The 25395-nt window shown below is 48.0% G+C and carries 25 protein-coding genes; 17 read left to right on the forward strand and 8 right to left on the reverse strand.

The annotated features are described in order from the left end of the window. Positions 1 to 63 precede the first annotated feature (63 nt). The 3 genes from purL to proC all read left to right on the forward strand — a co-directional run bounded on the left by purL (position 64) and on the right by proC (position 4161). Positions 64 to 2289 carry a phosphoribosylformylglycinamidine synthase subunit PurL gene (purL, locus tag J0M30_07880; protein ID MBN8667408.1) on the forward strand — a complete coding sequence of 742 codons (2226 nt, stop codon included), beginning with the start codon at positions 64 to 66 and terminating at the stop codon, positions 2287 to 2289. After that, a complete protein-coding gene (gene rfaD / locus J0M30_07885; protein ID MBN8667409.1) occupies positions 2289 to 3269 on the forward strand; it encodes an ADP-glyceromanno-heptose 6-epimerase in 981 nt (326 codons plus the stop codon). The genes purL and rfaD overlap by 1 nt, the downstream gene beginning before the upstream one ends. Positions 3270 to 3360: 91 nt before the next feature. Beyond that, on the forward strand, positions 3361 to 4161 hold the full coding sequence (gene proC / locus J0M30_07890; GenBank protein MBN8667410.1) for a pyrroline-5-carboxylate reductase: 801 nt from the start codon (positions 3361 to 3363) through the stop codon (positions 4159 to 4161). A gap of 74 nt (positions 4162 to 4235) precedes the next feature. Here the strand turns inward: proC and J0M30_07895 are convergent, their stop codons facing one another. After that, entirely contained in the window at positions 4236 to 5513 is a 1278-nt protein-coding gene (locus J0M30_07895) for an amidohydrolase family protein (GenBank protein MBN8667411.1), read from the reverse strand. 203 nt (positions 5514 to 5716) lie between these two features. Between J0M30_07895 and J0M30_07900 the strand changes: the two genes are divergently transcribed. The 3 genes from J0M30_07900 (at position 5717) to J0M30_07910 (ending at position 10149) form a co-directional block, all read left to right on the forward strand. Further along, complete coding sequence (locus J0M30_07900; GenBank protein MBN8667412.1) at positions 5717 to 7366, forward strand: CTP synthase; 1650 nt, start codon at positions 5717 to 5719, stop codon at positions 7364 to 7366. 215 nt (positions 7367 to 7581) lie between these two features. After that, positions 7582 to 9423 (forward strand): membrane protein insertase YidC, encoded by a 1842-nt coding sequence (gene yidC / locus J0M30_07905; protein ID MBN8667413.1) that lies wholly within the window; start codon positions 7582 to 7584, stop codon positions 9421 to 9423. Positions 9424 to 9483: 60 nt separating this feature from the next. Further along, positions 9484 to 10149, forward strand: a complete 666-nt coding sequence (locus tag J0M30_07910; GenBank protein ID MBN8667414.1) for a hypothetical protein — start codon at positions 9484 to 9486, stop codon at positions 10147 to 10149. A 51-nt stretch (positions 10150 to 10200) separates the two neighbouring features. Here the strand turns inward: J0M30_07910 and J0M30_07915 are convergent, their stop codons facing one another. Continuing rightward, a complete protein-coding gene (locus tag J0M30_07915) occupies positions 10201 to 10554 on the reverse strand; it encodes a hypothetical protein (protein MBN8667415.1) in 354 nt (117 codons plus the stop codon). 149 nt (positions 10555 to 10703) lie between these two features. On the opposite strand from J0M30_07915, the gene J0M30_07920 reads away from it, so the two are divergent. From J0M30_07920 to J0M30_07940, 5 genes are all read left to right on the forward strand, one after another. Next, positions 10704 to 12122 carry a tetratricopeptide repeat protein gene (locus tag J0M30_07920; protein MBN8667416.1) on the forward strand — a complete coding sequence of 473 codons (1419 nt, stop codon included), beginning with the start codon at positions 10704 to 10706 and terminating at the stop codon, positions 12120 to 12122. Between the two features lie 101 nt (positions 12123 to 12223). After that, complete coding sequence (locus tag J0M30_07925; protein ID MBN8667417.1) at positions 12224 to 12994, forward strand: phosphosulfolactate synthase; 771 nt, start codon at positions 12224 to 12226, stop codon at positions 12992 to 12994. Then, positions 12994 to 13731: a shikimate dehydrogenase gene (locus tag J0M30_07930; protein MBN8667418.1), complete on the forward strand. Its 738-nt coding sequence runs from the start codon at positions 12994 to 12996 to the stop codon at positions 13729 to 13731. The genes J0M30_07925 and J0M30_07930 overlap by 1 nt, the downstream gene beginning before the upstream one ends. A 15-nt stretch (positions 13732 to 13746) precedes the next feature. Continuing rightward, positions 13747 to 14574 carry a tetratricopeptide repeat protein gene (locus J0M30_07935; protein ID MBN8667419.1) on the forward strand — a complete coding sequence of 276 codons (828 nt, stop codon included), beginning with the start codon at positions 13747 to 13749 and terminating at the stop codon, positions 14572 to 14574. 20 nt (positions 14575 to 14594) lie between these two features. Further along, the gene (locus tag J0M30_07940; GenBank protein ID MBN8667420.1) at positions 14595 to 15482 is read left to right on the forward strand and encodes a hypothetical protein; all 888 of its coding nucleotides are present in this window, start codon (positions 14595 to 14597) and stop codon (positions 15480 to 15482) included. Positions 15483 to 15514: 32 nt separating this feature from the next. Here J0M30_07940 and J0M30_07945 read toward each other — a convergent pair whose 3' ends face one another. The 5 genes from J0M30_07945 to J0M30_07965 all read right to left on the reverse strand — a co-directional run bounded on the left by J0M30_07945 (position 15515) and on the right by J0M30_07965 (position 18451). Continuing rightward, the gene (locus J0M30_07945; protein MBN8667421.1) at positions 15515 to 15946 is read right to left on the reverse strand and encodes an acyl-CoA thioesterase; all 432 of its coding nucleotides are present in this window, start codon (positions 15944 to 15946) and stop codon (positions 15515 to 15517) included. A gap of 21 nt (positions 15947 to 15967) precedes the next feature. Next, positions 15968 to 16804 (reverse strand): anti-sigma factor, encoded by an 837-nt coding sequence (locus J0M30_07950; protein MBN8667422.1) that lies wholly within the window; start codon positions 16802 to 16804, stop codon positions 15968 to 15970. After that, a complete protein-coding gene (locus J0M30_07955) occupies positions 16797 to 17288 on the reverse strand; it encodes a sigma-70 family RNA polymerase sigma factor (GenBank protein MBN8667423.1) in 492 nt (163 codons plus the stop codon). The genes J0M30_07950 and J0M30_07955 overlap by 8 nt, the downstream gene beginning before the upstream one ends. 76 nt (positions 17289 to 17364) lie before the next feature. Further along, entirely contained in the window at positions 17365 to 17949 is a 585-nt protein-coding gene (rdgB, locus tag J0M30_07960; protein MBN8667424.1) for an RdgB/HAM1 family non-canonical purine NTP pyrophosphatase, read from the reverse strand. A 4-nt stretch (positions 17950 to 17953) separates the two neighbouring features. After that, positions 17954 to 18451, reverse strand: a complete 498-nt coding sequence (locus J0M30_07965) for a hypothetical protein (protein ID MBN8667425.1) — start codon at positions 18449 to 18451, stop codon at positions 17954 to 17956. Between the two features lie 73 nt (positions 18452 to 18524). On the opposite strand from J0M30_07965, the gene J0M30_07970 reads away from it, so the two are divergent. From J0M30_07970 to rpsG, 3 genes are all read left to right on the forward strand, one after another. Beyond that, positions 18525 to 19589: a branched-chain amino acid aminotransferase gene (locus tag J0M30_07970; protein ID MBN8667426.1), complete on the forward strand. Its 1065-nt coding sequence runs from the start codon at positions 18525 to 18527 to the stop codon at positions 19587 to 19589. 74 nt (positions 19590 to 19663) lie between these two features. Further along, positions 19664 to 20044: a 30S ribosomal protein S12 gene (locus J0M30_07975; protein ID MBN8667427.1), complete on the forward strand. Its 381-nt coding sequence runs from the start codon at positions 19664 to 19666 to the stop codon at positions 20042 to 20044. Between the two features lie 27 nt (positions 20045 to 20071). Continuing rightward, entirely contained in the window at positions 20072 to 20539 is a 468-nt protein-coding gene (gene rpsG, locus J0M30_07980) for a 30S ribosomal protein S7 (protein MBN8667428.1), read from the forward strand. 104 nt (positions 20540 to 20643) lie between these two features. Here rpsG and J0M30_07985 read toward each other — a convergent pair whose 3' ends face one another. Beyond that, positions 20644 to 21090, reverse strand: coding sequence for a hypothetical protein (locus tag J0M30_07985; GenBank protein ID MBN8667429.1), 447 nt, complete (start codon positions 21088 to 21090; stop codon positions 20644 to 20646). A gap of 186 nt (positions 21091 to 21276) precedes the next feature. Between J0M30_07985 and fusA the strand changes: the two genes are divergently transcribed. The 3 genes from fusA (at position 21277) to J0M30_08000 (ending at position 25383) form a co-directional block, all read left to right on the forward strand. After that, entirely contained in the window at positions 21277 to 23421 is a 2145-nt protein-coding gene (gene fusA, locus J0M30_07990; GenBank protein MBN8667430.1) for an elongation factor G, read from the forward strand. Between the two features lie 62 nt (positions 23422 to 23483). Then, on the forward strand, positions 23484 to 24323 hold the full coding sequence (gene kdsA, locus J0M30_07995; GenBank protein MBN8667431.1) for a 3-deoxy-8-phosphooctulonate synthase: 840 nt from the start codon (positions 23484 to 23486) through the stop codon (positions 24321 to 24323). 55 nt (positions 24324 to 24378) lie between these two features. After that, the gene (locus J0M30_08000; protein ID MBN8667432.1) at positions 24379 to 25383 is read left to right on the forward strand and encodes a CBS domain-containing protein; all 1005 of its coding nucleotides are present in this window, start codon (positions 24379 to 24381) and stop codon (positions 25381 to 25383) included. Positions 25384 to 25395: the final 12 nt, after the last annotated feature.

Genomic DNA, 25395 nt, shown 5'->3' on the forward strand with positions numbered 1-25395 from the left:
AGTTGAAAAGTTTCTCCCTTTTCCTCCCGCTCAGTTTGTAGTTTTGCCCTTTCACAAAACACTATGGAAGTAACTGTAAAGACCGCGGAGCAACTGCGGATCACCCCCGAAGAATTTGAACTCATTCAGCAAAAACTTGGACGCACCCCCAACTTCAATGAACTCTGTGCCTTCTCCGGCATGTGGAGTGAACATTGCAGCTACAAAAATTCGATTCGTTGGCTAAAGACCCTTCCACGTGAAGGGGGAAGAATGCTGGTGAAAGCCGGTGAAGAGAATGCCGGCCTGATGGATATTGGTGATGGGTTGGGTGTGGTCTTCAAGATCGAATCACATAACCACCCTTCGGCCATTGAACCCTTTCAGGGAGCGGCCACCGGAGTAGGTGGTATACATCGGGATATTTTTACGATGGGTGCCCGTCCCATTGCTTCGCTTAACTCCCTGCGCTTTGGTAACCTGGAAGCGGATAAGACCCAGCACCTGCTGGCCGGTGTTGTTCATGGCATCGGGCATTATGGAAACTGTTTTGGTGTACCAACTGTGGGTGGTGAAATTTATTTTGATCCCTGTTATCATACCAACCCACTCGTGAATGCGATGAGTGTGGGAATTGTAAAAGCCGGTGAAACTGTTTCCGCTACCGCGGAAGGGATCGGTAACCCGGTCATGTTTGTAGGCAGTGCAACCGGAAAAGATGGAATTGGCGGTGCTTCCTTTGCCTCAGCCGATATCACCGCGGAAAGTGCGGAAGAACTACCTGCTGTTCAGGTGGGTGACCCTTTCCAGGAAAAGAAATTACTCGAAGCCTGTCTGGAGGTAATTCAAACCGGGGCCGTAGTGGGCATGCAGGATATGGGTGCCGCCGGGATCATTTGCTCCACCGCCGAAATGAGTGCAAAAGGCGAAGTAGGTATGCGGATCGATCTGGATAAAGTTCCTACCCGTCAAAAGAATATGAAGACCTGGGAATTGTTGCTGAGTGAAAGCCAGGAAAGGATGTTGCTGGTGGCCCAGAAAGGCCGTGAGCAGGAAGTGATGCGGGTTTTTGAAAAATGGGATCTCCCTTGTTCCGTAATAGGTGAAGTTACCAGTGATGGCATCCTGAATTTTTATATGCATGGAGAATTGGAAGCTTCCATTCCCGCGCATGAACTCGTATTGGGTGGAGGTGCACCTCAATATGAACGCTCCTATAAAGAGCCTGCTTATCTGGAGAAAATTAAAGCCTTTGATCCCACCACCATTCCCGTTCCCGCGGAAATGGAACTGACCGCGGAAAAAATAATTCAACTCCCCAGTATTGCCTCCAAGCATTGGGTGTATGATCAATATGACAGCATGGTGGGTACGGCCAATGCTTCTACCAACGCACCAACGGACGCGCCGATAGTATCGGTCAAGGGTACCCGAAAAGGTTTGGCTGTTACGACGGATTGCAATAGCCGGTATGTATATGCTGATCCTTACAAAGGAGCCATGATCGCCGTGAGTGAAGCCGCCCGTAATATCGTTTGTAGCGGAGGTGAGCCTCTGGGTGTGACCAACTGCCTCAACTTTGGCAATCCATATGACCCCGAAGTTTATTACCAGTTTGTACAGGCCATCAAAGGCATGGGTGCAGCCTGTATCAAATTCAATACCCCTGTCACCGGAGGGAACGTGAGTTTTTACAATCAAAACCCCGATGGTCCTGTATTCCCCACACCAACAATTGGCATGGTGGGCCTGCTGGAAGATATGGAGCAAATGATGACCCTTGATTTCAAAAATGAAGGGGATATCATCTACCTGATCGGACGATCCACTGATGATATCAATTCGTCACAATATCTTTCGCGTATCCGTGAGGTGGAATATTCTCCTGCACCGTATTTTGACCTGGAAGAAGAATTTGCCTTGCAGCAAAAACTCGCTGCGCTCATTCGCGATAAGCGTGTCCTCTCTGTACATGATGTCAGCGAAGGCGGATTATTCATAACTTTATGTGAAGCGGGTTTTAACCGGGAACTTGGCTTTTCCGTTCGCTCCAAACAAGGTATCCGCAAAGATGCCTGGCTGTTTGGCGAAGGACAGAGCAGAGTGGTAGTCACCGTTTCTCCGGATCAGGCAGCGAATCTGGAAAAAGAACTGGATGGATTGGTGTTTGAGAAATTAGGTGTGGTAACCTCTGGCGAAGTGATCATTGATCAGCAGGAATGGAAACCCATCACTCAATGGAAGCGGTGGTATGATACATCGATTGAAAATTACTTAATGAAAGAAGAAGCCAGTTCGGCTTTATCGTGATGGACAGAAATTCAGTCATAATTGTTACAGGCGCTGCCGGGTTCATTGGCAGTTGCATGGTAGGCTACCTCAACCGGAAGGGCTACCAGAACATCATCATCGTGGATGAATTCAGCGATGGCGAAAAGCGGCCTAACTACGAGGATAAGAAGATCTGTGCCCGGGTAGAGAGAAAGGAACTTTTCAACTGGCTGGATCATTACCAGATGCGCATTGATTTTGTTTTTCACCTGGGTGCCCGTACCGATACCACCGAATTTAATTATGCCATCCACCAGGAGCTCAATGTGGCCTATTCACAGGAGATCTGGCATTATTGTGTACGAAAAAATATTCCCCTGGTATATGCCTCTTCTGCCGCTACGTATGGCAATGGGGAATTGGGTTATAAAGATGACCATGGGATCGTGGAGAAATTACACCCGCTCAATCCATATGGTGTTTCCAAAAATGAGTTTGATAAATGGGTCCTGAAGCAAAAAGAAGAGCCGCCTTTTTGGGCCGGCCTGAAATTCTTTAATGTTTATGGTCCCAATGAATACCATAAAGGCCGCATGGCATCCGTGATCTTTCATGCCTATAACCAGATACATCAAACCGGAAAAGTAAAGCTCTTCCGTTCTCATCACCCCGATTTCAAGGACGGTGAGCAACTACGCGATTTTGTATATGTAAAGGATGTCGTGGATATCTGCTACTGGTTGATGCAGGAAATGCCGCCATCGGGCATATACAACCTGGGTACAGGCCAGGCACGCACCTTCAAAGACCTTGTGACCGCGATCTTCACCGCCCTGGATAAAGAACCTGTCATCGAGTTCATCGATACCCCCGAAGACATCCGGGATAAATACCAGTACTTCACCGAAGCGGATATGAACAAATTGAGAAAAGTGGGATACCGCGATGAATTTTATTCATTGGAAGAAGGGGTGGAGACGTATGTGAAGGGGTTTTTGGTTGAGCACAAGTATTATTGAGAGGTGAGGCGTGAGACGTGAAACGTGAGTCCTCACTCACGACTCACGATTCACGTCTCACGGTTAACACTTTTAAATGCTAAACACCACCATGGCTTCAAAAAAAATAACCATCATCGGCGGCGGAAACCTCGGCGCATCCATCGCTGAAGGATTACTCCAAAGCGGTTTTAGCAAAGCCGGCGATATTACCATTACCCGCCGGACAACAGGCCTGCTAAAGCGGTTTGCCGATCAGGGATGCAAGGTGCATAGTGATAATAAAAAAGCGGTGAAAGAAGGGGAGGTGATCATTCTGGCGGTCAAGCCCTATAATTATGCGGCGATCGTAAAGGAGATCAAAACAGTGCTTGATCCCAAGAAACATATTTTAGTTTCCGTCATCACCGGTGTATGGATCGAGCAACTGCAAAAGGAGATCGGTAAACCTGTGCCTGTTATCCGGGCCATGCCCAATACCGCGATCGCCATTCAACAAAGCATGACCTGTTTGGCCCATGCGCATGCTACCGACAAACAAATTGAATATATCCAGGGATTGTTTGATGTATTGGGTCGTACCACATTGATCGATGAAAAATTAATGGATGCGGCTACAGTACTCGGCGCCTGTGGTACCGCCTTTGCCATGCGATATATCCGCGCCAATATTCAGGGTGGTATCGAAATCGGTTTTGATGCCAAAACGGCTACGCTGATTGCCGCGCAAACCATCAAAGGAGCGGCCGACCTGCTTCTGACCAAAGGCTCACACCCCGAACAGGAGATCGACAAGGTCACCACACCCAAAGGGTGTACCATTGCCGGACTGAACGAGATGGAACACCAGGGGTTCAGTTCTTCTTTGATCCGGGGGGTGTTGGCGAGTTATAATAAGATATTAAAGGATTGAGGAGTTGAAAAATAAATCAGGAACAGAGAAATAAGTGACCCTACTTAACTTTCTTATTTCTCTGTTCCTGATTTCTAATTTTTATATACCACCCCATCCTTCATCACAAACACCACTTTCCCAAACGCACCGCTGTCTTTTAACGGATCGCCATCCATGGCCACGATATCGGCAAGTTTACCAGCTTCAATACTTCCCAATTTATCTTTTTCGCCCAGCAGATCGGCCGCATTGATCGTAGCTGATTTGATCGCATCCATCGGGCTCATGCCTGCTTCGATCATGTAACCGAATTCCCGCCAGTTCTGGCCATGCTGATAAACCCCCGCGTCGGTACCAAAGGCGATCTTGACACCGGCTTTATAAGCCTTGGCAAAGGTCTTTTGAATTTGAGGACCGGTTTCCAGCGCCTTGGGGACAACAATAGCCGGATAATACCCTGGAATTTTAGCGGAATCACCCACCGCTTTACCAGCCGTGATGGTGGGGACATACCAGGTTCCATGTTTTAAAAACAATTGGATCGCTTCATCATCCATGAATGTACCGTGTTCGATGGAGTGAACTCCGGCGCGTATGGCCCTTTTCATGCCTTCTGCGCCGTGGGCGTGTACAGCTACTTTGAATCCATAATCGTTAGCTGTTTGGACAATGGCTTCCAGTTCATCCTCAAAGAACTGGGGATTTTTCCCGCTCTTGGCCACGCTCAATACCCCACCGGTGGCGGTTATCTTGATCAGGTCGGAACCATCTTTGTATCGTTGGCGGACTGCTTTGCGGGCTTCTTCTGCGCCATTGATCACACCTTCCTTTGGTCCCGGGTCACCCTGAAGGTCTTTTCGGTACCCATTGGTCGGATCCGCATGCCCCCCGGTGGTGGCAATGGATTTTCCAGCCGTATATATCCTTGGGCCCTTGATCCAACCCTTGTTGATTGCATTACGCAGGGAAATATTGACCCCGGTTCCGCCCAGGTCACGTACAGTAGTAAATCCTGCCATTAAGGTGATCTCCGAATACCTGACCGATTGAAAGGCATAATCGGCCGGGTTGAAGGTATAGGTTTGAATATACCGGTCGGGATTGGTCTCATGCTCCATATGCACGTGCATGTCCAGCCAACCCGGTGTCACCGTCCTGTTCTTCAGGTCAATGCTCTTATCATTGGCACCGGGTTTGGAATATCCGCTCTCTACAGCCAGAATCTTATTCCCTTCTACAATAATCGTCATTGACTTTTTAGGTGCATCGGATACCCCATCGATCAGGGTTCCACACCAGATATAGGTTTTTTGGGAAAAACTAAGGATGGAAATGGCCAGTCCCAGTAAAAGAAGGGCAATCTTTCTCATGATTTTCAGTTTGTTCGAATATATTGATTTTTTGATTGCCCAAATTCTGTGAATTCAATGTCCCGAGTCTTTTGGACTGTGAGCATTTTTTTTCGCACATAATGCACGGAAGCCACGGAAAATAATGTAGGTTTGCACGACCTCTCGGATTATTTTATTTCCCATTACATTCCGCTGGTCATTTTCTATTTAATACAATCTTTATGGCCAAATTTATCTTTGTCACCGGGGGTGTTACTTCTTCATTGGGTAAAGGGATCATAGCTGCTTCGCTTGCCAAATTACTTCAGGCGAGGGGTTTGCGTGTAACCATCCAAAAATTTGACCCCTATATCAATGTTGACCCGGGAACTCTGAACCCATACGAACACGGAGAGTGTTATGTAACCGATGACGGGGCAGAAACCGACCTGGACCTTGGCCACTACGAACGATTTCTGAGCATTTCTACCTCACAGGCCAATAATGTGACCACAGGACGCATTTATCAAACAGTCATTAATAAGGAAAGGGAAGGGGCTTACCTGGGGAAAACCGTTCAGGTTATCCCCCATATCACAGACGAGATCAAACGCAGGATGCTGGAACTGGGGAAAACCGGGAATTTTGATATTGTGATCACCGAAATAGGTGGCACGGTGGGGGACATTGAATCCCTGCCCTATATCGAGGCGGTTCGTCAGTTACAGTGGGAACTTCCCGATGATGACCTTCTGGTGGTTCATCTCACCCTTATCCCTTATCTGAAAGCAGCCAAAGAACTCAAGACCAAGCCCACGCAACACTCGGTGAAAATGCTGAGCGAAAGCGGGGTATTCCCGGATATTCTTGTATGTCGTACCGAAGAGCCGATCACCGAAGATATCAAGCGGAAGATCGCCCTGTTTTGTAATGTTCAACCTGAAGCGGTGATCGAGGCTGTGGATGCCAGTACCATTTACGAGGTCCCCCTGATCATGATGCATGAGAAACTGGACAAGATCGTATTGAAAAAACTAAACCTCCAGATCGATACGGAACCTGAACTGACACGCTGGAAAGAGTTTTTGAATAAATTAAAATATCCCAAGGCCAAAGTAACCATCGGTCTCATTGGAAAATACGTGGAACTCCAGGATGCCTACAAATCCATCCTTGAGTCCTTTGTACATGCCGGCGCCATGAATGAATGCAAGGTGCAGGTGCAGTATATCCATTCCGAATTCATTACGCCCGAGAATGTCGCCGAGAAACTGTCCTTATTGGATGGCTTGCTGGTGGCACCTGGTTTTGGTCACCGGGGTATCGAAGGCAAGATCACAGCAGTAAAATATGCCCGTGAAAACGGACTTCCCTTCTTTGGAATTTGTCTCGGTATGCAAATGGCCGTGATCGAATTTGCCCGGGATGTGCTCGGATTGAAAGAAGCCCATTCCACCGAAATGGACCCCAATGCCGTAGAACCTGTGATCGATATGATGGAAGAGCAAAAGAAGATCACAAAGATGGGAGGCACGATGCGTTTGGGCGCCTATCCCTGTGAATTACTCAGCGGATCATTGGCGGAAAAGATCTATGGAACTTCCCATATCAGCGAACGCCACCGTCACCGCTACGAGTTTAATAATAAATACCTCGATGCCTTTGAGAAAAACGGCATGATCGCCAGTGGCCGCAACCCCGAAACCGGATTGGTGGAGATCATGGAGATACCAGGTCATCCCTTCTTTGTAGGGGTACAATACCATCCGGAACTAAAAAGTACTGTCGAAAACCCACATCCTGTATTTGTCCATTTTGTTGGCGCCGCCCGTAAATACAATGAAGCCCGGTTGGAGCAGAAAACGGTTGTGTTGCAGAAGGAGCTATCGTGAGGGACAGAGGACAGATGACAGATGACGGATGACGGATGACGGAATTTTGCTGTGCGAGACTTCCGGTCTCGCACAACACCACCCCCACCGTCATCTGTCATCCGTCATCCGTCATCTTTCCTCCGTCATCCGTCATCCGTCATCTTTCCTCCGTCATTCGCCCCCTCCAAAGTTCCCCCCAACACGTTATCTTTGCCCACTTTAACAGGAACCACATGAAATTTGACAGGAATACGGTGATTGGCTTTGTGTTATTGGCCGCCCTTTTGTTTGCCTATTTTTATTACACAAACAAGGAACAACATGCCATGCGCCGGGAAGCCGCCCGCAAGGATTCGATAGCCAAAGCAAATCAGCCTGCCCCTCAAAAGGATACCAATCAGGCAATTATTGATACTTTACGTCCGAGCACCTTACCCAAAGTGGTCAAAGCCGGCCAGTACCGCAAGGCTGCTACTGCCGGGGAGGAAATGGTTTTCATGGAGAACGAGGTGTACCGGGTGGCTTTTACCAGCCTGGGTGGCCAGCCAAAATGGGTTGACCTGAAACAATTCAAAGGCCATGACAGCAGCCTGGTTCGCCTGGCCGGAACTGCCTTTAATAAAATAGATTATCCCATTAACACGGGCGAAGGCACTACTTCCATATCGGAATTGAATTTTCAATCCATCGAAAGGGCTGTAAACGCCACAGGCGATTCCATCCTCCGGTTCACCCTGCAGGCCGATAGTGCAGGTCCCTCCATCACCCATCAGTATGTGATGAAAAAGAATGATTACATGATGGAGTTTGATATCCTTTTCAATGGAGCAGACAAATTACTCACGCAGGGTGTGCTAAACCTGAACTGGCAGTACGAAGCCTTACAGCAGGAAAGCGATATAAAATTTGAAAAACAAAATACCCAGATCGGTTATGTACTGGATGGGGAATTTGATTACCATACCATTGGCCGTCGCTCGGACAAGCAGTTTTCTGCCCCGGTGAAATGGATCGGTGTCAGGCAACGGTTCTTTAATACGATCCTGGTTGCCAAAGAAAATTTTAATTCCGGAAAGATCGAATGGAATATACCTGATGATACAGCGAAAACCATTGTTCGGTCAACCGCCAATCTGCGCATAGAAACCAAAGGTACCCCACAGGTGACCGTGCCGATGAATGTGTACTACGGTCCTTCGGACTATGAATTGCTGAAAAAGTATGACCTGCAGATGGGAAAACTGGTCAACCTCGGCCAGGGACCCTATGCCTTTGTACGCCCCATCAATAAGTATGTGGTTATACCGGTGTTCAATTTCATTAAGAGTTTTGCCGGAAGCCTGGGTCTCGCTATTGCCTTACTTACCCTCTTCATCCGCCTCCTGATCTCTCCGCTGACCTATTCCAGCTACCTCAGTGGTGCCAAGATGAAAGTATTGCGTCCGGAGATCAGTAAGTTAAAAGAGAAATTTGGCAGCGACCAACAGGCCATGAGCATGGAGCAAATGAAATTGTTCCGCGAGGCAGGCGTCAATCCCCTCGGAGGTTGTATCCCGGCGCTGTTACAGATCCCGATCTTCTTTGCCTTATATAGTTTCTTTAATGCAAGTGTTGACCTTCGGGGCCAGCCATTCTGGTGGGCCAATGACCTTTCCGCCTTTGACGATGTGATCAAGTTTGGGGTGAATATTCCCTTGCTGGGAAGCCACCTGAGTTTATTTACCATTACGGCGGTGATCACCAGTTTCCTGATCTCCTTGTACAGCATGAGCATGACGCCTGATCAGAGCAATCCCATGCTCAAGTACATGCCGTATATCTTCCCATTCTTCCTGTTGTTTATCTTTAACCAGTTGCCTTCGGCGCTTACCTGGTATTATACCGTGTCAAACCTGGTGACGCTGGCACTTCAGTTTGTGATCCAGAATTATATCATCAATCATGATAAGATCCTGGCCAAGATCGAGGAGACCCGAAAGAAACCCAAGGCGAAGAGCAAATGGCAGGAACGATTTGATCAGATGCAGGAATCGCAGAAAAAGTTAAAGGAAATGCAACAGAAAGGTAAAAAGTAGGAAATACAACCATTTTCCTATTTTAGACCGTCTCTTACTTAATTACCCAACCTGTATAAAATGAAAAAGGTAGTTTCATTCGGTCTTTCCCTTCTGGCTGTACTTGTTACAGTCACCACTTTTGCCCAAAAAAGGATCACAGAGGGTACGATCTCGTATGATATCGTCATCAATACCGGTGAGGCAGATCCCAAGATCGCTGATATGTTTGACGGGGCCTTGAGTGTGGTTTACCTGAAGGCCAATAAAAGCCGTTCTGAGCTGGTAAGCTCCCTGGGTACGCAGTCTACCATCGTGGATGGAAGAACAGGTAACGCCACTGTATTGAAAGAATACGGGGAAACCAAGTACATGATCACGATGACCGCGGCCAATTGGAAAGAATCCAATCAGAAATATGAAGGGGTGGAATTCACCTACCTCGATGAATACAAGGAGATATTGGGATATAAATGCCAGAAGGCAGTAGGTAAACTCAAAGATGGCTCCGAATTTACTGTCTTTTATACACCCGATCTGATTCCCGAGAACAAAGATTTTCAGTATGCCAACAAAGGGCTCAATGGACTGGCTATGGAATATGAGTCAAGTCTGGGGAAGATCAAGGTAGTGTACACGGTGTCGAAGATCAGTTTCAATATTGTGCCTGCTTCCAAATTTGACCTGCCTAAAAGTGGCTACCGGGTCATGACCTACGAGGAAAGCATGAAATTGGGCGCACAATAAGGGGGACGAAAAATCGCCGCTTACCATTCATCCAGCAAAACATTAAAAGGATTACTTATTCAATGTGGGGACACCCAGGGAGAATTTAACTTTATCACCCGTATTCGTATTCGTCTTAAGCGGTACGATATAGGTGGTATTCCCTTTCTGATAGGTGATCACAGAGTTCAGGGAGATCACGTTATTCTGGGTCTTTTGGGAAATAATCTGGCTACCACGGTATTGATAACCCGACTTTAAGGAGAATTTGCCCGGTGTTACCTGGGAATAATGATTGGCCAGTAAAGTGTTCTTTTTGGCTTTACCCCCTCCATCACCCAGTGTGGCGTAGGCGGCAGCAGCGGAAATGATAACGAGTACACCCGTTAACACTTTTCTGCGCAGTATGGAGGATTGCTTCATCATTGCGGACAAAATTAACAATAAAAGAATTGATAAAAAAACCGTCTATCCAGAATATTAGTATTTATTTAACGCTGGAAATGGGGAAATGTTACTAAAAAAAGGCCTTTTTTTTTCGGAAAAAGGGTATCTTGTATAAACCTTTGATATTCATGAAAGAACATCCATACCAAGAAGACAGGGAGCAGTTTAGGGAGTTGTTGAAACAGTATGAAAACCTGAGGAACGGCCGTTCGCATTCATTTTTGGATGAAGACTCATTTGAGCGCATCATCGACTACTTTGATGAGCGGGAAGAGCTGACCAATGCCCTGGAGGCGGCAGAACTGGGCGCCGAGCAATACCCCTTTTCCTCCATTCTCCTGATCAAGAAAGCAGATATACTACTGGCCTCCCGACGCTACCGGGAGTCGCTCGATATTCTCGAGAAGGCCTCCCTGCTCGATAGCATGGATATCAACCTTTACATTCTTAAGACGGATGCCTATCTCGCGCTTGACCAGCCTGAGCGGGCGGTCGAACTCCTGGAACAGGCATTATCCCTCTTTGACGGACAGGAAAGAATTGAACTGTTATTTGAACTCGCGGATGTATATGACGATTACGAAGAATTTGATAAGATTTTTGACTGTCTGAAACTGATCCTGGAACAGGATCCCAATAATGAAGAGGCCTTGTACAAGATCTGTTTCTGGACTGATTTCACAGGGCGCAATGAAGAGAGCATTCGCCTGCATCAGATCATCATTGATGAATACCCTTATAATGAATTGGCCTGGTTCAACCTGGCCGCTGCCTATCAGGGATTGAAGTTGTACGAGAAGGCCATTGATGCCTATCAATATGCTGTTACTATTGAAGAGAAATTTGATTATGCGTATCGCAATATGGGCGATGCCTATATCCGCTTGCGCAAATACAAGGAGGCCATTGAGGTATTGGAAAAAGTGATCGAATTATCTAAACCGGAAGACCTGATCTATGAAGCGATCGGTCACTGTTATGATAAAATGCACAAATACGGACAGGCCAGGTTCTATTACCGGAAAGCCTCACACCTGAACCCGGACGAGAGCAAACTCTATTACAAACTGGCGTATACCTATTTCAACGAAGGCCAGTTTCAGCAGGCCGCGCGGCAACTGGAATCGGCCTTGCGTATCCATCCCAAACAACCCGATTACAATCTGCTGATGGGTGAATGTCGCTTACAACTGGGACAGTTTAAGGAATCCATTGCCAGTTTGACCCAGGTGGTGAGTGCCCGGCCCCGCAATGTGGCCGGATGGGAAGCGATCCTGCGCTGCCTGTTTAAAGCCGAATTCTACAATGAAGCACTGGTTCAGGTAGAATCTGCCCTCGTGGCCACAGGCAAAAGGCCACTCTTTTTATTCTACAAAAGCGCCTTTTTACTGGCGGCAGGCAAAACCAAAGAAGGTTTACTGTGGCTGGAACAGGCTTTGTCATTGGACGCTAAAAAACTCAAGCGCTTTGTGGAGTTAAACCCGATGATCCTGCAAAACCAGCAAGTGGTTGACCTGATCGCCCGGTTCAAGAAAAAGAATGCGTAAAGTCTGCCCATTCTGCTGATGATAAAAATCACCCGTACATAAGCCGGTACTTTCTTATTTTTGCCGCTGTTTTGAAACCCTAGCAACCTTAATTTGGACGTATGAACTTTAAGCTGAAACAGATACCGGACAGAAACCTAAAGCCACGTATTTCAGGGATCACCATGGTGATGGATAAAGGATTGAGTGTACAGGAAGCCGAAAACTTCATGAGTGCTTCAAGCCCGCATGTGGATGTCGTTAAGTTAGGCTTTGGAACTTCCTTTGTGACGCCCCACCTTGAAGAGAAATTGAAAGTGTACAAGAAGTATGATATCCCGGTTTATTTTGGAGGTACTCTTTTTGAAGCCTTTCTGGTCCGCAACCAGTTTGAAGATTATATCGCGGTGTGCAAAGAATTCGGGATCGACTATATGGAGGTCAGCGATGGTTCCATCACCATTCCCCACGCTGAGAAATGTGGATATATTGAGAAACTCACCAAACATGGTACCGTCTTGAGCGAAGTGGGCAGTAAGGATGCAGCCCATATCATTCCTCCCTACAAATGGATCGAATTGATGCGGGCCGAACTCAATGCAGGTTCCAGCTATGTGATCGCCGAAGCACGTGAGGCCGGTAATGTCGGTATCTATCGCGGAAGTGGAGAAGTAAGAGAAGGACTGGTACAGGAGATCCTGACCCAGATCCCCGCTGAGAAGATCATGTGGGAGGCACCCCAAAAAGCCCAACAACTTTATTTTATTGAATTGATCGGTTGCAATGTCAACCTGGGAAATATCGCGCCATCTGAAATGCTGCCGCTCGAAGCCATGCGGTTGGGATTGCGCGGAGATACTTTCCACCTTTACCTGAACAAAGAGGAAGCATGATGAAGGTCTATGGACTTATAGGCTATCCGCTCACGCATTCATTCTCTCAACGTTATTTCTCCGAAAAGTTCAGCCAGGAAAACATCCAGGGCTGTACCTACCAGAATTTTTCCATCCCCTCCATGGATGAGTTTCCGTTTGTACTGGCAACACCGGGTCTGTCCGGGCTCAATGTGACCATACCTTACAAGGAAGCAGTCATCCCATTTCTTGATGAAACAGATGAGGTGGTCAAAGAGATCGGGGCCTGCAATTGTATCCGTATAGAGGACGGAAAAAAGACAGGATACAATACCGATGTCATAGGCTTTGAACGCTCCTTGCAGAGTGGGTTACAGGCCCAGCATGACAAAGCCCTGGTTTTAGGGACAGGAGGCGCCGCCAAAGCCGTCAAATGGGTACTTAAAAAGAAAGGCATCCCCTTTCTGTCCGTGTCCCGACGACCAGAACCTCCTGAAACCCTTAGTTACGCTGAATTGACCCCAGATCTTATAGCCAGCCACCGCCTGATCATCAATACCACCCCCTTGGGTATGTACCCCCTGGTGGAAGAATGCCCCCCAATCGATTTTAATGCAGTAGAAAGCAACCATTTCCTTTTCGATCTTATCTACAATCCTGAAACCACCCGTTTCCTTCAATACGGGATGGATAAAGGGGCCACTACCCAAAATGGGTTTGACATGCTGATCCACCAGGCGGAGGAAAGCTGGAAAATCTGGAATAATTTGATTTAATTTGTTGGCTTTAAAATGAGGATCCTCTACTCGCTTGTAATCCTGTTAGTTGCGTGCCCTGTACTGTATGGGCAGGATTCCGCCCGTTTATACCTGGAAACAGGGAACAGGCTGAAAGGGGAAGGGAATTGCCAGGAAGCCCTGCCCTTGTACCAACGAGCGGTTCAATTGGATCCCAGACTGGCCGAAGGATTTGTGGAACTTGCCTGGTGCCACAACGAATTGGGACAATACGCACTGGCGCTGCAACATCTCCGCACCGCTGAAGGTCTCCTTCCCGATAACAAGAGGGTTCTTTACGAAACAGGTTTTGCTTATTATCATTTGGATAGTGCCGATAAAGCAATACGCTTATTTCGTCAGGCGCTTACCCAGGATTCAAATTATCTCCTGGCACGCATCGGTATGGCCGATGTGTACCGCGACAAAAAGAATGATTCACGCACCGCGATCAACTGGTACCGGTCCGTTATAGCCCGTGACCCGAACAACAAGAAGGCCCATTACTGGGCGGGTTGGTGCCACAATGAACTGAAAGAATATACCCAGGCACAACCTTATCTGCAACGGGTGTTGTCCCTTGACCCGGATGACCGGCTGGCCTATTCCGAATTGGGCTATGCAGCCTATTCCCTAAAGAATTTCACCGACGCTATATCCTACCTGAAGAAAACTGAAACCCTGCCAGGACCCCGTATTGAAACGGCCATGTACTATCTCGGGCTCTGTTATACCCAAACCGGGCAGAAACAGGAAGCCATCAAGAAGTACAATGAACTGGTCTTGATGGAAAGCGAACTGGCCACCGGCCTGTTAGCTGAGATCCGTGCCATGAAACAATGAGTTAACGGCAAAAACATACTATGAGAAAGATGATCTGTGCCACCGGTTGGATGACCGGTCTGGCCGCGCTGCTTGTTCTGTCTTCCTGTGCGGGAGGTAAGAAAATGAGAAACCTGAAAGAGACGCTGATGGCAAAGGCCGCTGTGGATAAGGAAACACTGGGCAAACTGGAGGATGTGCGTAAAGTGGCGGTTGAGAAATCGGCCAGGCAACAGATCGATGCCAGCTCCGGGCAAAAGATCATCGTTTTCGTTGATTCCATGGATAAAGAGATCAGGCACCACCTGTCGGAGGATTCGATACTCCTGAATGCGCGTATCCGTCACCGTGACCTTCCAGCCCTTACACAAAAGACCATGGACCTCCTGGCCCAGGCCCGCGTTAACCTGGAGAATGTTACCCTGATCAATGAGATACTCTCCACCAATACTTTTGTACAGTTCAATACCTCTTCGTTATTTGCCCCGGGACAATATCACCTGGCAGATAATTTAGATAACCGGTCCATCTTTCAACCCCTGGTAAACGAACTGACCAATTTCGCCGGTAAATTTTCAGGAAAAAAGTTAACAGCCTCTGTCATTATCCTTGGGTTTGCCGATGCGGATCCCATTGCTCCCGAAAGCGGGTTAGCACAGTTGTTGAAACAAGGCTCCGAAAAAACAGATTGGACAAGCGCCGATCTGAACCAGGAATTGTCGAGGCGCAGGGCAGAGTCGGTTGGAAAGATGATCAAACGCATGATCGCTGATCAAACCACCGGTAAACCTGCATACAGTCAGTTTAGTACCGAAGTGCTGCCACAAGGACGAGGAGAAGAATATCCCGATCCGGCAGTGACCGATTACCAGGCGAATGATGAAAGAAGAAGGATCGTTAAAGTGTTCTGGAATATCCTGCCCTTTTAGACCGGGATTATTGGATTAAAAGGATCAGGAGATCAATCATGGGGTTGGAAAGCTGTTTTAACGATTTCGGGAACAGCCATTATTTTCTTTGCAGTATAATCAAAACAAACCATTCCTGTTTTGGCGAGTACGGCAGGAGCGGGTGTATCGCCAATGCGAATCCGGTAGTAGAGATCAAAAGATACTTTGGACAGATCGGACGCCACTACATCGATCCGGAGGGATTGCCCGTAATGGATCTCTTTTTTGAATTCAATCACCACATCCCGCATGATCAATCCGGCTCCGCCGCAATTCAACTCAGTGAATCCATAGTGCCCGAGAAACTGCATCCTGGCTTCGTGCAGGAGCGATAGCACCGCATCATTACCCACATGGTTTCCATAATTCACATCGGTGATACGAACAGGGATCGTTGCCGTAAATGGAAAGGAGGGAGGAAATGCAGGAAGTAGGCCAGCCATGACAGGGGGTTGTATGAAAATTTATTTACCTGAACTCAGTACTTGTAAAAGATCCAAAGGAGAAGTGATCGCCGGGGCGGAACTCATGATCTTATGCCATTCTTTTACCTTCTCGGTACAATCCTCATCTCCCGTTGCGGTCTTATCATCCAGCGGCACCACCATTCCATTTTTTATCACACATTCTAGAGAAGAGAGTTTTTTGGATACCCGGACCAGATTGCCATTTTCATCCAACAGATTGTAATAACGATCGCTGTTTGTACCCGCGGTGGAAGCGGACATAACCCCCAGGTCATTATTCGCTGTTTGGTGATGTGCTTTTTCTGAAGTTTGTGAGCGCCTTGTATCTGCCTCCGGCATTTCATCGATCGCCATCATGGCGCGTCTGGCTTTTCTAACAAGGGAGGTTGACATACTGGCTAACAAAGAACTGGTGGAACGATTATCGAGGGTGGTCATTTCTGCTCCAGTATTTTCCTGTGTCGGTTGTACAGTAATGTTTTCAGGAGCGGGCTTCACCGGTGTTTGTACCACCGAACTTTCACTCGCTCCATTGTTTTTTGGGTTGAGCAGCAGATAGGCGGAAACAGCCAATACGCCTATGAGTGATGCGGCTACCAGCCATTTACGCAGGGGCATTGTCCTGACTAATCCTTTATCAGGCGTTGCTTCCTCTAACCTGGCTAAGATATTATCCCAGGCAGGGGGAGGGGGATCAATGGCAATGGATTCCATTTTTGTGGCCATGAAGCGGTCATGCTGCCATTCATCGAGACGATCAGACAGTTTTTCCCAGGTACCCGCCGGAGGAGGCACCTCGAAATCAAACATTTTATTTCTGATCTGACTATCCATTTTTTTTATATAAATGTTCTTTGACCATATTCTGCAGGATGACCCTGGCCCGGGCCAATTGCGATTTACTGGTTCCTTCGCTGATACCGAGTATCTCACCAATATCCTTGTGTGTGTATCCTTCTATCACATACATGTTGAAAACAGTGCGGTATCCGGGCGACAGTTGCTGGATCAGGGCCAGAATGTCTTTTTCGGCCAGGTTATCAAGCGCGTTCTTTTCCGGAAGCGGGATCGAGCGTTCTTCCTTTTCACCGATGGAGATCATCTGGGTCTTTCGGCGGAGGTGTTCGATAGCGGTATTGACAAAGATTCGTCGGATCCAACCTTCGAAGGAACCCTCCCCCCTGAATTTTTCCAGGTTCTTAAAGATCTTGACAAAGCCGTCTTGCAAAACATCCTGGGCATCGTCGCTGTTGGAGGCATAACGCAGACAAACGGCATACATTTTTGAGGAAAAGCGTTTATAGAGTTCCTCCTGCATTCTGCGCTCTCCTGCGATACAACCCCTGATTAAGTCGCTTTCGGTCAAAATATGGTTGCCTGCATCCGCCAAATTCTTAGGATTTCATTTTGGTTTGCAAAAATGCGACCAGTTTGGCGGTCGCTATTTTTCGGTGGCTGTATCGGTTCTTTTCTTCGAGGGTCATTTCGGCGAAACTACGGGTATCACCGTCCGGTACAAAGACAGGGTCATAACCAAAGCCACCTGAGCCCTGTGGGCTGTTTAATATCTGGCCTGGGCAAACCCCTTCAAACTCATACAACTGCCCCGCTAAAATAAGTGAAATAACCGTTCTGAACCTTGCCTTTCGGTTTGGGTGGGGGGCAAGGTTTTGAAGGAGTTTGGTGATATTGTCTTCGAAGGAGCGGCCATCACCTGCATAGCGGGCGCTTTTTACACCGGGTTCCCCATTCAGGGCTTCCACTTCCAGGCCGGTGTCCTCACTAAAACAATCCTTGCCGGTCATTGCATGGATCGTTTGCGCCTTGGTACGTGCGTTTTCCTCCAGTGTATCAAAAGGCTCGGGAATATCAATGTCAATACCCGCTTCCTTCAGGGGAAGTACCAGCATTTCATTGCCCAGTATCGACCGGATCTCCTGTACTTTGAACAGGTTATTGGTAGCAAAGATCAATTCCATGCCGTCAGATGTTGAATAGGATTTTTAATGAGGCCCAAAGCTTGCCTTTTTTCTCTTTGGTCTGACTGATCTCTTCCAGCATGGGGGCTGACAGGCAGGTTAACTGATTGACCACCTGTTTTTGGTAATGTGGAAACCGGACGGGCAGACCCGCACTTGTGGGCTCTACGCCAAATAACAGAAGTTTCTCCGCCTTCATGGTGGTGATGAGCGAATGGGCTTCAGCAGGCTCCATGTCATGAAGGTTCAGAATGGCCACATCGGCCAGGGAAAGGTGACAGGCAGCCAATATGGTGGTAAGGAATTCCAGGGACTCTTCGGGGATAAAAACGGCATTGGCGTACGCGGAGGCAATAACCACCCTTTGCTGGTTATCGCCCAGGTAATTTTTGCCGGCTTTTTTTGCCGGTTCCTTTACCTTTGTCCGTACCGAAGTCCCCTCTATCAGGGAATTGGCATACAGATCGGTGATCAGTCGGGGGGAAAGTGTGATATTATTCAAATTCATTATACATCACAAACACTAACAATTGTTAGTATTTTTTGTTTCTTTGTGGTGCAAAATAACCCTAATTATGATAGCATCTATGGAGATTTTGATCAGTAAGACCTTGAAAAGCCGGTTGCCGGAAACCAATCTGGAGAACATTCCCTTTGGCCGGGTATTTACCGACCACATGTTGGAAGCGGATTATGAGAATGGGGAATGGAAACGGGTGGAGATTAAGCCATATCAGCCTTTGATGTTGGATCCTTCTCTATCCGCCCTGCATTATGGGCAGGCCATTTTTGAGGGTATCAAAGCGTATAAGGACCAGGAAGGAAATCCGGCGATATTCAGGCCTTATGATAATTTTCAACGGTTCAATAAGTCGGCTGTTCGGATGAATATGCCTGAAGTGCCTGAGGAGATATTCCTCGAGGGTATGCGTCAGCTCATTGAGCTGGACAAAGGATGGATCCCTTCTCAACAGGAACATTCCCTGTATATCCGTCCCGTGATGTTTTCCTCCGATCCCATGCTGGGGGTACGTCCGTCAGATTCGTATAAATTCCTGATCATTTTAAGTCCGACAGGACCCTATTACGCTACACCCATGCGTATCCTGGTGGAGCAGCATTTTACCCGGGCCTGTAAGGGTGGGGTAGGTTATTCCAAGAATGCGGGCAATTATGGGGGAAGCATGCTGGCGGCAACGATCGCCCGCGAAAAAGGATTTGACCAGGTGTTGTGGACCGATGCCGAAGAACACAAGTGGTTGCAGGAAGTGGGGATGATGAATGTATTCTTTGTGATCGATGGGGTAGCGGTAACTCCTTCTTTGGAGGAGGGAACGATCCTGGCCGGGGTGACCCGCGACAGTGTCATCACAGGGTTGAAAGAAATGGGGGTAAAAGTGGAAGAACGCATGATCCATATCGACGAAGTGGTTAAAGCCTACCAGGAAGGCAGGCTGACGGAAGTTTTTGGAACAGGTACCGCGGCCGTGATCGCACCCATCCGTGAATTGAATTACAACGGCTTTGCGATGGAATTCAATACCGGGGAATTCAAACACTCACCCGCCGTAAAGAGTTGGTTGACAGGGATCCGTGAAGGAAAGATCGCGGATGTCCACGGATGGATGTTTCGGGTATAAATAATAATAATGAATTTTTGGTATTTACCCGGCAGGGCTTTACCTTTGCCGTCCCAAAATTTAAAAGGTCCAGAATGCCTACAATACAGCAACTTGTAAGAAAAGGAAGAGAAATTATCAAGGCGAAAAGCAAATCCCGTGCATTGGACAGCTGTCCTCAACGCCGCGGTGTTTGTACCCGTGTTTACACTACTACGCCTAAGAAACCGAACTCGGCGCTTCGTAAAGTTGCCAAGGTACGTTTGACCAATAAGGTGGAGGTGATCGCCTATATTCCCGGTGAAGGCCACAACCTGCAGGAGCACTCCATCGTGTTGATCCGCGGGGGTCGTGTGAAGGATCTTCCAGGTGTACGTTATCACATTGTTCGTGGTTCACTGGATACTGCCGGTGTAAAAGACCGTAAACAAAGCCGTTCCAAATACGGTACGAAGAAAGAAAAAGCCAAGAAATAATTTTTTAAATAGTCTATATCATTAGTCATGCGGAAAGCACAAGCAAAAAAACTTCCTTTAGCACCCGATCCCAAATTCAATGACAAACTGGTTACCCGGTTTGTAAACAACCTGATGTGGGAAGGCAAGAAGAGTGTTTCTTACGAGATCTTTTACAATGCCCTGGAGCGTGTAAACAAAGTAACCGGCGAAGAAGGATATGATGTGTGGAAAAGAGCCCTCGCCAATGTTACACCTTCTGTTGAAGTGCGCAGCCGTCGTATCGGGGGTGCTACTTTTCAGATCCCTACCGAGGTAAGAACTGACCGCAAGATCTCTCTCAGCATGAAATGGTTGATCCGTTACAGCCGCGAGCGCAATGGTCGCAGCATGGCCGACAAACTGGCGAACGAGATCGTAGCCGCAGCAAAAGGCGAAGGCGCTGCTTTCAAGAAAAAAGAAGATACCCATCGTATGGCTGAAGCCAACAAGGCTTTTGCCCACTTCCGGGTATAACCAATAGCTTTTCAATGAAGAAAGCCATTCCTGAGGGAGTGGCTTTTTTCGTTAAAGGCTAAAAGCTAATAGCTAATAGCTATTAGCTTTTAGCTTCTCAATAGTTACAGTTCCGGCCCTGTCGGTTCGTCATTGAACAGGGTAGGCGCTTCTACCACCGGAGGCGTAGGTTCCTGCTCTGTCACTGGTGGTGGCGGGGGAGGAGGCGTTACCACAGGCACCGGTTTGGGCGACGGTTTGCGGGCAACCACTTTCTTTTTAGGGGTAGCTTTTTTCACCGCTTTTTTCACGGCTTTCTTCGCTGCCTTTTTTGCCGGTTTTTTAGCGACTTTCTTTTTGGCCACTTTTTTCACCGCTTTCTTAGCGGCCTTTTTCGCCGCTTTTTTCTTTGGAGCCGCTTTTTTCTTTACGGCTTTTTTGGCGGGTTTCTTTTTGGCGACGGCCTTCTTTGCGGCTTTTTTCACTTTTTTCTTTGGGGCCGCTTTTTTGGCCTTTTTAGCGGCTGGTTTTTTTGCAGCCACTTTCTTTTTGGTTTTCTTCTTTGCTGCCATAATGGGGGGTTTACTGGGGTTAAATTTGATGTGGGAATGAAATTACTATGATTCACCAAATTCCCCTTGATTTTCGGGCAATTTAGTCTTGTTTCCCCCATTCCTGAACAATATTTCCCCATCCTTTGCCGGGTGGGTTTTTCTCACTACATTTGCGCCTCCAAATTATTACCATAACGAACTATCATGGCAGACTTAAAATTTCAACGGAATTTCGGTATCGCGGCACACATTGATGCCGGTAAAACAACGACTACCGAGCGTATCCTTCGTTATACCGGGATGATCCACCGGATCGGAGAGGTGCACGACGGTGCGGCTACCACCGACTGGATGGAGCAGGAAAAGGAGCGTGGTATCACCATTACTTCCGCGGCCGTTAGCTGTATGTGGAATTTCCCTACCGTATTGGGTAAGGCTACTCCCGATACCAAAAAATATTATTTCAACATCATCGATACTCCGGGTCACGTGGACTTTACCGTGGAGGTAGAGCGTTCCATGCGTGTACTCGATGGACTGATCGCTTTGTTCTCTGCGGTTGACGGGGTAGAACCTCAGTCAGAAACCGTATGGCGCCAGGCCAACCGCTACGGGGTTCCCCGTATCGGGTTTGTCAACAAAATGGACCGTGCCGGTGCCGACTTCCTGAATGTCGTGAAGCAGGTGAAGGAAATGCTGGGTTCCAAAGCGGTTCCCCTGCAGCTCCCCATCGGTGCAGAAGACAATTTCAAAGGCGTGGTTGACCTGATCAAAATGAAAGGGATCATCTGGCACATGGAAACAGAGGGAATGACCTTTGATGAAATTGATATCCCCAACGATATGCTGGAAGAAGCCAAAGAATGGCGTGCCAGCCTGGTGGAAGCCGTGGCTGAATACGATGACCAGTTGATGGAGAAATTCTTTGATAATCCGGATACCATCTCCGAAGATGAAATCCACGAGGCCATCCGGAAAGCCACCATCGACCTCAGCATCGTACCGATGATGTGTGGATCTTCCTTCAAGAACAAAGGGGTACAAACAGCCCTGGATGCCGTTTGCCGCTACCTTCCTTCCCCGATCGATATTCCTGATACAAAAGGAACCAATCCTGATAATGGGGAAGAACTCGTGCGCAGAGCGGATCCCAAAGACCCCTTTGCCGCCCTTGCATTTAAGATCATGACCGATCCCTTTGTGGGTCGTCTGGCCTTCTTCCGTGTGTATAGCGGACGCCTTGATGCCGGTTCTTATGTACTGAACGTACGGAGCGGTAAGAAAGAGCGTATCAGCCGTATCATGAAGATGTTTGCCAATAAACAAAACCCGATCGATTTCATCGAAGCAGGTGATATCGGCGCGGCGGTTGGTTTCAAAGAGATCAAAACAGGGGATACCCTTTGTGATGAGAACCATCCGATCACCCTCGAGAACATGTTCATCCCTGAGCCTGTGATCGCAATCGCCGTGGAACCTAAAACACAAGCCGACGTAGATAAAATGGGTATGGCCATTGCCAAACTCGTGGAAGAAGATCCTACGCTGCGGGTAAATACCGATGAAGATACCGGTCAAACCATTCTTCGCGGAATGGGTGAATTGCACCTGGAGATCATCATCGACCGGATGCGTCGTGAATTCAAAGTAGAAGTGAACCAGGGAGCACCCCAGGTGGCTTATAAAGAAGCATTCAATGCGACTGTGGAACACCGTGAGGTGCTGAAAAAGCAAACCGGTGGTCGTGGTAAATTCGCGGACATCATGTTCACCCTGGGTCCCGTGGATGCCGACTGGAAAGCAGAGAACCCCGACAAACACTTCCAATTCGTAAACAATATCGTAGGTGGTTCCATTCCGCGTGAATTCATTACGCCGATCCAGAAAGGTTTCGAGCAGTCAATGACCACGGGTGTATTGGCCAACTATCCGGTTGACAATATGAAGATCCGCATCTTCGACGGTGGTTTCCACGCGGTTGACTCCGATGCGATGTCCTTTGAATTGTGTGCCAAGCAAGGTTTCCGCGAAGCGGCCCGTAAAGCCAAACCGATCCTGCTGGAACCCATCATGCGTGTGGAAGTAGTAACACCCGATCAGTACATGGGTGATGTGACCGGTGACCTTAACCGCCGTCGTGGTATGATGGAAGGAATGGACAGCCGTAACAATGCCCAGGTGATCAAGGCCAAAGTGCCCCTGAGCGAAATGTTTGGCTATGTAACGCAATTGCGTTCCATGTCATCCGGACGTGCTTCCTCTACCATGGAATTCTCTCACTACGCACCTACACCGAATAATATTTCGGAGGAAGTGATCGCGAAAGTGAAAGGAAAAGTGAATGCATAAGACCTGTTGAACTTTTATAGAAACCCCGCCCTATGCGGGGTTTTTTGTTAATTTTGCAAATCATGAGTGAAAAAATTGTCAAAGTAGGTGGCATACCTTGTGGAGCGGATGAACTCTTTGTCATCTCCGGTCCCTGTGTGATCGAAGAAGAAAGCATCATGCTGAAAACAGCAGAGATGTTGAAAGAAGTGAGTGAACGATTGAAGGTCCCCATCATCTACAAGTCCTCTTTTTTGAAAGACAACCGGAGCAGCATCAAATACTATGATGGTCCCGGCATGGATAAAGGCCTCAAGATCCTGGCCCGTATCAAAGCAGAATTTGGTTTTCCTGTCCTTACCGATATTCATTACCCCGACCAGGCAGCGCCTGTAGCGGAAGTATGTGATGTACTCCAGATTCCGGCCTATCTGTGTATGCAGACAGGTTTATTGACCGCTGCAGCCAAGACCGGCAAAGTGATCAATATCAAACATGGTCAGTTCCTGGCACCGGAGAACATGAAACACCCGGTCCAGAAATGTATCGATTCGGGAAACGACCAGGTGATCCTCACCGAACGGGGATATACCTTCGGGTACAATGACCTGGTGGTGGACCCCCGCAGTTTTTACCATATGCAAAAGACCGGTTACCCGGTTGTATTCGATATCACCCACTCCATCCGTAAGTATGGAATCCCCAGCGCCGATGCCAAAGGCGGTGCGCGTGAATTCCTGCCCGTCCTGAGCCGTTCGGGTGTGGCTGCAGGTGTAGATGGCATCTTTGTGGAAACCCATCCTGAGCCGGAAAAAGCCCTCTGTGACGCGGCCAGCCAGCTTTGTGTGTATGACCTGGAAGAATTCCTCAAGCCCTTACTGGAACTTCATGCCGTGGAAGTGAAATACCGTGCCCGGTCATAATCCGAAGAATATTTCATTAGTTTTGTCAATTATCCAATCATAAGAAGATCATACTATGGAACTATACCTTGATTCCGCCAATTTGAAAGAGATCAGGCAAGCCTTTAAACTTGGTTTCCTGAACGGACTGACCACTACGCCCACCTTTATGCAAAGGGAAGGGATCGCCGATATCGATGCCACCATTGTGGAACTGTCTAAGATCGTTCCGGTGCTGCAGATCGAAGCACTGGGAAATTCCGCAGAAGAGATTTTGGCGGAAGCCCAACGTCAGCTTGACCTCGGGCTGGATATCAATAAAACCGTATTTAAGATCCCAGTTTCTCTGGAAGGTGTAAGGGCTTGTAAAATGCTTCGCGATAAAGGGATGTTGGTGAATGTACACCTGGTGTACACGGTTCAACAGGCCTATATGGCGATGCAGGCCGGCGCTACCTATGTATGCCCGCTTGTAGGTCGTCTCCAGGACCAGGGTCATGATGCCCTCGCCCTCGTTGAACAATGTGTAAATGCCGTTAACCGATATAAATACCCAACCAAGGTTATGTTCAGCTCTGTTCGTCACAGTGAACATGTAAGAAACGCGATCAATATCGGGGTACACACCATTACCGTTCCCTATAAAGTGATGGCCGCGCTTACGGAAAATAACCTGACCAGTGTTGGTACGGATCAGTTTATACGTGATACTCGTCTGATGACAGTACGCGTAAAAGATGCGATCAAAGACATCAATCCCGTTGTAGATGGAGGAGTGGCCGTAAAAGATGCCATTGTGAAGATGACCGAATTTGGTTTTGGCTCCGTGGCCGTGTTGAATGGCGATGGTAGTCTGAAAGGGATATTTACCGATAGCGACCTTCGCCGCTTACTCCAATCCAGCGGACAAGGCGTATTGGATAAAAAACTGGGGGATGTTTGCCATGCCAATCCATTGACGATCGATGGCCAGGCCCTGTTGAATGAAGCCGCCCAGGTCTTCAAGCAAACGGCAGTGGATACCTTGTTGGTGGTGGAGAATGGCAAACCGGTCGGGATGCTGGATATCCAGGACCTCTAACTGAAACCGCGA

The organism is Chitinophagales bacterium, assembly GCA_017303415.1.
Taxonomy (GTDB): domain Bacteria; phylum Bacteroidota; class Bacteroidia; order Chitinophagales; family Chitinophagaceae; genus SpSt-398.

Coding starts and splice junctions, on each gene's coding strand:
- purL (MBN8667408.1), top strand. CDS start 64: ATGGAAGTAACTGTAAAGACCGCGGAGCAACTGCGGATCACCCCCGAA.
- J0M30_07975 (MBN8667427.1), top strand. CDS start 19,664: ATGCCTACAATACAGCAACTTGTAAGAAAAGGAAGAGAAATTATCAAG.
- rdgB (MBN8667424.1), bottom strand. CDS start 17,949: ATGGAATTGATCTTTGCTACCAATAACCTGTTCAAAGTACAGGAGATC.
- J0M30_07945 (MBN8667421.1), bottom strand. CDS start 15,946: ATGGCTGGCCTACTTCCTGCATTTCCTCCCTCCTTTCCATTTACGGCA.
- J0M30_07940 (MBN8667420.1), top strand. CDS start 14,595: ATGAGAAAGATGATCTGTGCCACCGGTTGGATGACCGGTCTGGCCGCG.
- proC (MBN8667410.1), top strand. CDS start 3,361: ATGGCTTCAAAAAAAATAACCATCATCGGCGGCGGAAACCTCGGCGCA.
- J0M30_07895 (MBN8667411.1), bottom strand. CDS start 5,513: ATGAGAAAGATTGCCCTTCTTTTACTGGGACTGGCCATTTCCATCCTT.
- J0M30_07935 (MBN8667419.1), top strand. CDS start 13,747: ATGAGGATCCTCTACTCGCTTGTAATCCTGTTAGTTGCGTGCCCTGTA.
- J0M30_07915 (MBN8667415.1), bottom strand. CDS start 10,554: ATGATGAAGCAATCCTCCATACTGCGCAGAAAAGTGTTAACGGGTGTA.
- J0M30_07955 (MBN8667423.1), bottom strand. CDS start 17,288: ATGCAGGAGGAACTCTATAAACGCTTTTCCTCAAAAATGTATGCCGTT.
- J0M30_07970 (MBN8667426.1), top strand. CDS start 18,525: ATGATAGCATCTATGGAGATTTTGATCAGTAAGACCTTGAAAAGCCGG.
- J0M30_07950 (MBN8667422.1), bottom strand. CDS start 16,804: ATGGATAGTCAGATCAGAAATAAAATGTTTGATTTCGAGGTGCCTCCT.
- yidC (MBN8667413.1), top strand. CDS start 7,582: ATGAAATTTGACAGGAATACGGTGATTGGCTTTGTGTTATTGGCCGCC.
- J0M30_08000 (MBN8667432.1), top strand. CDS start 24,379: ATGGAACTATACCTTGATTCCGCCAATTTGAAAGAGATCAGGCAAGCC.
- J0M30_07930 (MBN8667418.1), top strand. CDS start 12,994: ATGAAGGTCTATGGACTTATAGGCTATCCGCTCACGCATTCATTCTCT.
- J0M30_07985 (MBN8667429.1), bottom strand. CDS start 21,090: ATGGCAGCAAAGAAGAAAACCAAAAAGAAAGTGGCTGCAAAAAAACCA.
- fusA (MBN8667430.1), top strand. CDS start 21,277: ATGGCAGACTTAAAATTTCAACGGAATTTCGGTATCGCGGCACACATT.
- rpsG (MBN8667428.1), top strand. CDS start 20,072: ATGCGGAAAGCACAAGCAAAAAAACTTCCTTTAGCACCCGATCCCAAA.
- J0M30_07920 (MBN8667416.1), top strand. CDS start 10,704: ATGAAAGAACATCCATACCAAGAAGACAGGGAGCAGTTTAGGGAGTTG.
- kdsA (MBN8667431.1), top strand. CDS start 23,484: ATGAGTGAAAAAATTGTCAAAGTAGGTGGCATACCTTGTGGAGCGGAT.
- rfaD (MBN8667409.1), top strand. CDS start 2,289: ATGGACAGAAATTCAGTCATAATTGTTACAGGCGCTGCCGGGTTCATT.
- J0M30_07925 (MBN8667417.1), top strand. CDS start 12,224: ATGAACTTTAAGCTGAAACAGATACCGGACAGAAACCTAAAGCCACGT.
- J0M30_07900 (MBN8667412.1), top strand. CDS start 5,717: ATGGCCAAATTTATCTTTGTCACCGGGGGTGTTACTTCTTCATTGGGT.
- J0M30_07910 (MBN8667414.1), top strand. CDS start 9,484: ATGAAAAAGGTAGTTTCATTCGGTCTTTCCCTTCTGGCTGTACTTGTT.